At 57.6% G+C, this 6073-nt stretch carries 8 protein-coding genes; 4 read left to right on the top strand and 4 right to left on the bottom strand.

Annotated features, from left to right (window positions below; all coding sequences use genetic code 11):
* A partial coding sequence (locus tag G5193_RS21205; RefSeq protein WP_421207280.1) for a hypothetical protein occupies nt 1-199 on the bottom strand: 199 nt, incomplete at its 3' end.
* A 46-nt stretch (nt 200-245) separates the two neighbouring features.
* Between G5193_RS21205 and G5193_RS21200 the strand changes: the two genes are divergently transcribed.
* Nucleotides 246-1736 carry a M17 family metallopeptidase gene (locus G5193_RS21200; RefSeq protein ID WP_227342736.1) on the top strand — a complete coding sequence of 497 codons (1491 nt, stop codon included), beginning with the start codon at nt 246-248 and terminating at the stop codon, nt 1734-1736.
* Nucleotides 1737-1758: 22 nt separating this feature from the next.
* Entirely contained in the window at nt 1759-2439 is a 681-nt protein-coding gene (yjjG, locus tag G5193_RS21195) for a pyrimidine 5'-nucleotidase (protein WP_216953489.1), read from the top strand.
* A 136-nt stretch (nt 2440-2575) separates the two neighbouring features.
* On the opposite strand, the gene G5193_RS21190 is transcribed toward yjjG, so the two are convergent.
* From G5193_RS21190 to dusC, 3 genes are all read right to left on the bottom strand, one after another.
* On the bottom strand, nt 2576-3283 hold the full coding sequence (locus G5193_RS21190) for a substrate-binding periplasmic protein (RefSeq protein WP_227343044.1): 708 nt from the start codon (nt 3281-3283) through the stop codon (nt 2576-2578).
* Nucleotides 3284-3441: 158 nt separating this feature from the next.
* The gene (locus G5193_RS21185) at nt 3442-3810 is read right to left on the bottom strand and encodes a TraR/DksA family transcriptional regulator (RefSeq protein ID WP_005333451.1); all 369 of its coding nucleotides are present in this window, start codon (nt 3808-3810) and stop codon (nt 3442-3444) included.
* A 97-nt stretch (nt 3811-3907) separates the two neighbouring features.
* The gene (gene dusC, locus G5193_RS21180; protein ID WP_227342739.1) at nt 3908-4852 is read right to left on the bottom strand and encodes a tRNA dihydrouridine(16) synthase DusC; all 945 of its coding nucleotides are present in this window, start codon (nt 4850-4852) and stop codon (nt 3908-3910) included.
* Nucleotides 4853-4975: 123 nt separating this feature from the next.
* Here dusC and G5193_RS21175 point away from each other — a divergent pair, with 123 nt between their 5' ends.
* The gene (locus G5193_RS21175; RefSeq protein ID WP_005352406.1) at nt 4976-5353 is read left to right on the top strand and encodes a YbaN family protein; all 378 of its coding nucleotides are present in this window, start codon (nt 4976-4978) and stop codon (nt 5351-5353) included.
* 134 nt (nt 5354-5487) lie between these two features.
* A complete protein-coding gene (gene apt / locus G5193_RS21170) occupies nt 5488-6033 on the top strand; it encodes an adenine phosphoribosyltransferase (protein ID WP_005333447.1) in 546 nt (181 codons plus the stop codon).
* The last annotated feature ends 40 nt before the right edge of the window (nt 6034-6073 follow it).

The raw sequence follows: 6073 nt of genomic DNA, 5'->3' as shown, positions 1-6073 counted from the left end.
GGGTGGAGCAGCTCGGTAGCTCGTCGGGCTCATAACCCGAAGGTCGTCGGTTCAAATCCGGCCCCCGCAACCAACTTCCTGATAGTTTTCTTCTTTTCCCCCTCATTACATTGAATATATCTCCATCGGGTATGCAACCGATGGCGATTAATGCTGTTTCCTGCGCTTTTTCAAGACCATAACTGGTCGTCTCGACCATTTGTTAGGTATCATCAGATATCTCTTCATGGATGAGGCACGCGCCTGTGATCACTCCTTTTACCTATCTTCCTCCTGCTATTGAAAGCCGGGATGCCACGCTGACCGAGACCCTTTCACAGGGCTTGCCATTGCAACTGCTGCTGATCGCCGAAGAGCAAAAGGAGGCATTGCTGTCGCTACCGGCCCTGTCGGGGATCAACACCCAGTTGGCGCTTGGGCAAAAAGCACCTTTCACCCTGATGCATGGTTCCACCCTGTTGCTGGTCATATTGGTGACCGGCAATGTGACGCGGGATCACCGTCTTTATAAGCAGGTCAGAGGTTGGATAGCCCCGCTCTCCGGGCTCAAGGTAGAGCGGCTCGGGCTGCATCTGGAGGGGTTCTCCCCCTCAGAGCGGGTGATGCTGGCTGAATTGATGTTGTCGGCTCTGTTGGCCGCCAATCTACCGTTGCCGACCAGCAAAAGCCGTAGCGAAAGTGGCTGGAACTATCAGCATGTGTCGGTCTCTCCTGCTGTAGTGCTGGATCTCGCTCGTATCTACAGCGAAGCAGGGGGCAATGGGCTGGCTCGTCATTTGGCGGTGTTACCCGCCTCGGAGCTGACTGCGGCCAGCTATCGCGAGTTCGTCAGCCAGCTGGCTCAGGATGAAGGTTGGCAGTGCCATCACTACGATCAGGCGCAGCTGGCCGAGCTGGGAGCGGGGGCTTTTTTGGCGGTAGCCCGCGGTTCGGAAGATAATCAGGGGGCCATGGTCAAGCTCAGCTACTACCCGTCCAAGCCGGTACGCCGCATTGCGTTGGTGGGCAAGGGGATCTGCCATGACTCAGGTGGCTATAACCTCAAGGTTTCCGGCAGCATGTATGGCATGCATCTCGATATGGGGGGCAGTGCGGTGGCGTTGGGTACCCTTTATGCCATCAGTCGGGCTCAGCTGCCCTATGAGGTTCACTGCTGGTTGGCGATTGCCGAGAATCATATCGGTCCCCAGGCTTATCGTCCGGGTGAAGTGGTGACAGCGATGAATGGTCTCACCATCGAAGTGGTGGATACCGATGCGGAGGGACGAATGGTGCTGGCCGATACTCTGACGATGGCGGCGCAGGATACCCCGGATCTGCTGATCGATTATGCGACTCTGACCGGCGCTTGCAAGCGGGCACTGGGCAGTCGCTATAGCGGCGTCTTTACCAATCGCCACGAATGGCTGGCATCGCTGGTCAAGCTGGGTCAGCACAGCGGTGAACGAGTCTGGCCCTTTCCGCTCGATGAGGATTACGATGAAAATATCGAGAGCGAGTGGGCCGATCTGTTGCAGTGTGCACCAGGCAGTTCGCCGGATCACATTGATGCGGCCCGCTTTCTTGCCCATTTTATCCCCGAGCAGACGCCCTGGCTGCACTTCGACCTGAGCGGTTTTCGCAACAAGGGGGGCAATGGGGTGGTCTCCAGCGAAGTGACCGGCTTTGGTGTGCGGCTCACGCTGGATCTGCTGGCTGGCCCACTCGGTCGAGTGGGGCACTCAGCTTCCGAATAATCTGACTGATAAAAGGATTTCTGTGAAACAACCAAGCTATGACTGGGTGCTGTTCGATCTGGATGAAACCCTGCTCGATTTCCCGGTCGCCGAGGCACTGGTGCAAACTCTGCAGATCTATGGTGTGGAGGCCGATGACGCCAGCATGGCGCAGTATCATGCTATCAACCATGAGCTCTGGCAGCAGTACAACGATGGCGAGATCGATGCGACAGTGCTACAGCAGACCCGCTTCTCCCTCTTTGCCCAGCAAGTTGCCGCCGACCCCATGGCGATGAACAATACCTTTCTGGAGCAAATCATTGCCCTTAGCATGCCCCTCGAAGGGGTGGTCGAGACCCTGCAGCAATTGCGCAGCAAGGTGCGGATGGGGATCATCACCAATGGTTTCAGCGTCCCCCAACGTGGCAGACTTGGAAAACTGGGCTGGAGCGAGTGGTTCGAGCCCCTGGTGATCTCTGACGAGATCCGGGTGACCAAGCCGGCGCCGGCTATTTTCCAGCACACCCTCTCCCTGATGGGGAAGCCGGATCCGGCCAGAGTGCTAATGGTGGGGGACAATCCGAAAACTGATATTGCCGGGGCTGCGTCACAGGGATTGGCCACCTGCTGGTATAACCCGAGGCGGCACTCGGGGGAATGCGATGCGACCCACGAGATCCACCACTTCGCCCATCTTGCCGACATTGTGCTGGGATGCTGACGGGCAGAGGTAACCCATCATGTCATCGGTGGCCAAATCGTCTTGGCAAGTCGCAACAAGGGTAGTTTGAGACAAGATAGGGTTTGCTTGAGACGGCAAGGGGAGCGGATGCTCCCCTTGCTCATTGGGTGTTTTGTTATGGTTGCAGTGATCTGAACTGGTAGCGGTCGAGGATCTGCTGATAGTCGGGGCTCTGTTTCAACTGATGGATGGCCTGATTGATCCGGTGCAGTTGCGCCTCTGTGGTGCTCTCTTTGCTCAGCATCAGGTGTACTGGTGTCTGCTCGAGCGGCAGCTGGATCTTGAATTCGGAAAGTATATCTCCATCATGACTCAACCCCTGCATCCCGTGGGGGTCTAGCACGAGCCCCTGAACTCGCCCAGCCCGTAGCATCTTCAACAGCTGATCCAGCCTCAGGCGTATCTGCAGGCGTGGTTGCATTTCGGGTTCGGTCATCAGCTGGCGAAAGGCATTGCCGTAATCAAAATTCTTGAGGACACCAATATTGAAGTCAGCTCGTTCGCGCAGCGATGCCAGCGAGGTAATGTCGCGCCAACGTTGCTCATCCTGCCGGCGGATAATAATAACGGCCTGCTCTTCCCGGTAGGGATGGGTGAATCGCGCATATTGTTGTCGTTCGGTGGTGATATTGGCAGACATGGCAAGTTGTACCGTGCCAAAACGCAGTTCATGAAGCACCCTAGACCAAGGCATTTCGCTGAATCTGGCCTGATAACCGGCTCGCTGGAAGATGGCGTGGACCAGCTCAACGTCCAGCCCCCGCAACTGTTGCTGCTTATCGCGAAAACTGAAGGGTTGCCACTCTGTCCAGCCTACAACCAGGGGCTCTTGTGCTATTGCTTGGCAGCATAAACACCATATCAGCAAGACTCTGTACACACCTTATCCCCCCGGATCGGCTGATAGGGTTGAGTATTGGACAGGAATGACGGACTAACCAGTAGAGAAGAGGGGTGAGTGGATGCACTGATGTGCATCCCTCACAGTTCGTGGGCGTGGAATCCCTTGCGATAACGGGTTTCACAGCGCGGGCAGCGTTGCAGGGTCGGATCCTGTTCCAGCTGTTCGATGGAAAGCGGCTCTTCACAATCGGAGCAGAGGCCATAGAGGCCGAGATCCATCTGGCAGAGTGCCGCATCGATCCGCTTGAGGCGAGCCACGCTCTGCTCAACCTTCGGCAGATCCAGCCGGCTGGTCAGTTCCACCAGTTGATCCTGCTCGCAGTGACCGACCTGTTCGGCCCACTCGTCACGGCGGCAAGCTTTAAGCTGACCGATCAGCGTTTCTCTTACTTGGGCCCAGTCTGACAGCAGGCGATTACGCCAGACAGTCAACTGTGCTTGCGTCATTTCACACACATTATCCCCCACAGGACAGACGACAGATTCGGGGCAGTATAGGGATCCGATAACTTTATCAAGATGATATGCGTCAAGTTAAACGTGGTTAGCTGTGGCTTTTGGCTGCTTGCAGCAGGGCATCGCGGATCGGATCCGTCTCTTTGAGCACCCGGATCTCCTGAAACAGCAGGTCCGCTTCGGGATATTCCCGCTTGAGATAGCTGAACCACTGTTTGATGCGGCTGGGGTAGTAGTCGGCTTTTTCGCTGTCCAGATCCTGCTCGGTATAGCTCACCATCAACTGCAGCACCTCGGCCCAGCTCATGTGCGGGCAGCCGGTTTTCATCACGTTGGCCAGATTGGGCAGGGAGATGGCGCCGCGCCCGACCATCAGGGCATCGCAACCCGAGACCCTGGCGCAGGCGAGGGCATCTTTGTGATCCCAAATCTCGCCGTTGGCGGTGACGGGGATGGGCAGGGCGCGGCGAATGGCATCCACATACTCCCAGTGGGCGGGGGCCTTGTAGCCTTCGCGCTTGGTGCGGGCATGAACGGCCAGCTCGTTGGCGCCCCCCTGGAAGACCGCCTGAGCGTTCTCCAGATAGAGATCCTTGTCGTCGTAACCGAGGCGAATTTTGGCGCTCACCGGCAGATGGGCAGGCACCGCCTCGCGCACCGCCTTGACGATGCGGTAGATGGTCTCGGGCTCTTTGAGCAGCACCGCACCGCCCTTGCTCTTGTTGACCGTAGGGGCGGGACAGCCGAAGTTGAGATCGACGCCGGGGGAGCCCAGCTCGATGGCGCGCACGGCGTTCTCGGCCAGCCACTCGGGGTGTTGCCCCAGCAGTTGCACCCGCACCGGGGTGCCTGCGCGGGTTTTGCCATCTTGCAGCAGTTCAGGGCAGAGGCGGTAGAACACCTTGGCGGGGAGCAGCTGATCGACGACCCGGATAAACTCGCTCACGCAGAGATCGTAATCATTGACGGAGGTGAGTACCTCCCGCATCAGGTGATCCAGTACCCCCTGCATGGGGGCCAAAATAACGCGCATAACGGCTTTCCGACGAGAGTGGGGAGAAAAAAGAGGGCAGATTGTAGTGGGGTTGCGGCCCGCTGTCAGCACCCGCTCAAACTCTGTTAGGCTAGAGGGAGATAAATCACGCAAGGAGAAGGAATGAAGCGTTGGTGTCTGATGGCGCTCGGGTGGCTGGCATTTGCCACCGGTATTGTGGGCATTGTGCTGCCGCTCTTGCCGACTACCCCCTTCATGTTGCTGGCAGCCGCCCTGTTTGCCCGCTCATCGCCCCGTTTTCATCGCTGGTTGCTGACCCATCCCTGGTTTGGCCCGCCCATCGTGGATTGGCAGCAGTATCGCGGCATTCGTCGTCAGGCCAGACGGCGCGCCATTATCTTCATTTTGCTCACCTTTTCGGTGTCACTAGCGGTGGTGCCACTGCTGTGGGTCAAGGGGTTGCTGGTTGTCATAATGGTGATCCTGCTCACCTGGTTAATGCGTCTGCCAGTGCTGGAGCCAGTTGCAATGGTGAAGTGAAGTCCCTAAGCTATTGCAGCAATAATGCTATGGAGTCGGCCTGTCATTTTTGCGTGACAGGCTTTTTTATTTCCCGCAGAAGGGAATTGAGAAAAAATGGCCACCCCTGGGTCAAAAAAATAAGCGGTCAACACATGAATCCGGAAACCCTGAAATTTATCGAAGCAAGCATCAAGACCATTCCCGACTATCCGAAGCCGGGCATTCTGTTTCGTGACATCACCAGCCTGATCGAGAACGCCGAGGCCTTCAAGGCCACCATCGATCTGCTCGCCAATCATTATCGTGATCAAGGGATCACCAAGATTGTTGGCACCGAAGCCCGCGGCTTCATCTTTGGTGCACCGGTCGCTTTCGCCATGGGACTGGGCTTCGTGCCGGTCCGCAAGCCGGGCAAGCTGCCGCGCGAAGTGATCGAGGAGTCCTATGCCCTCGAGTACGGCACCGACACCCTGCAACTGCACACCGATGCCATCGTGCCCGGTGACAAGGTGCTGGTCGTGGACGATCTGCTGGCGACCGGCGGTACCGTCGATGCGACCGTCAAGCTGATCCGCCGTGCCGGTGGTGAAGTGGCCGATGCGGCCTTCATCATCTCCCTGCCGTCTCTGGGCGGCGATGCCCGCCTGACTGCCGCTGGCATCAAGGTGGTCTCACTGGTCGAGCTGGCCGGCGAGTAAAGCCTCTTCGGCCCGATCCTCTGCATCGGGCCTGCATTGA

The sequence above is a fragment of the Aeromonas sp. 601027 genome (assembly GCF_049174455.1).
Lineage (GTDB): Bacteria > Pseudomonadota > Gammaproteobacteria > Enterobacterales > Aeromonadaceae > Aeromonas > Aeromonas veronii_A.
The sequence above is the reverse complement of the archived record's forward strand: the minus strand, read 5'-3'. Positions and strand labels throughout refer to the sequence as shown.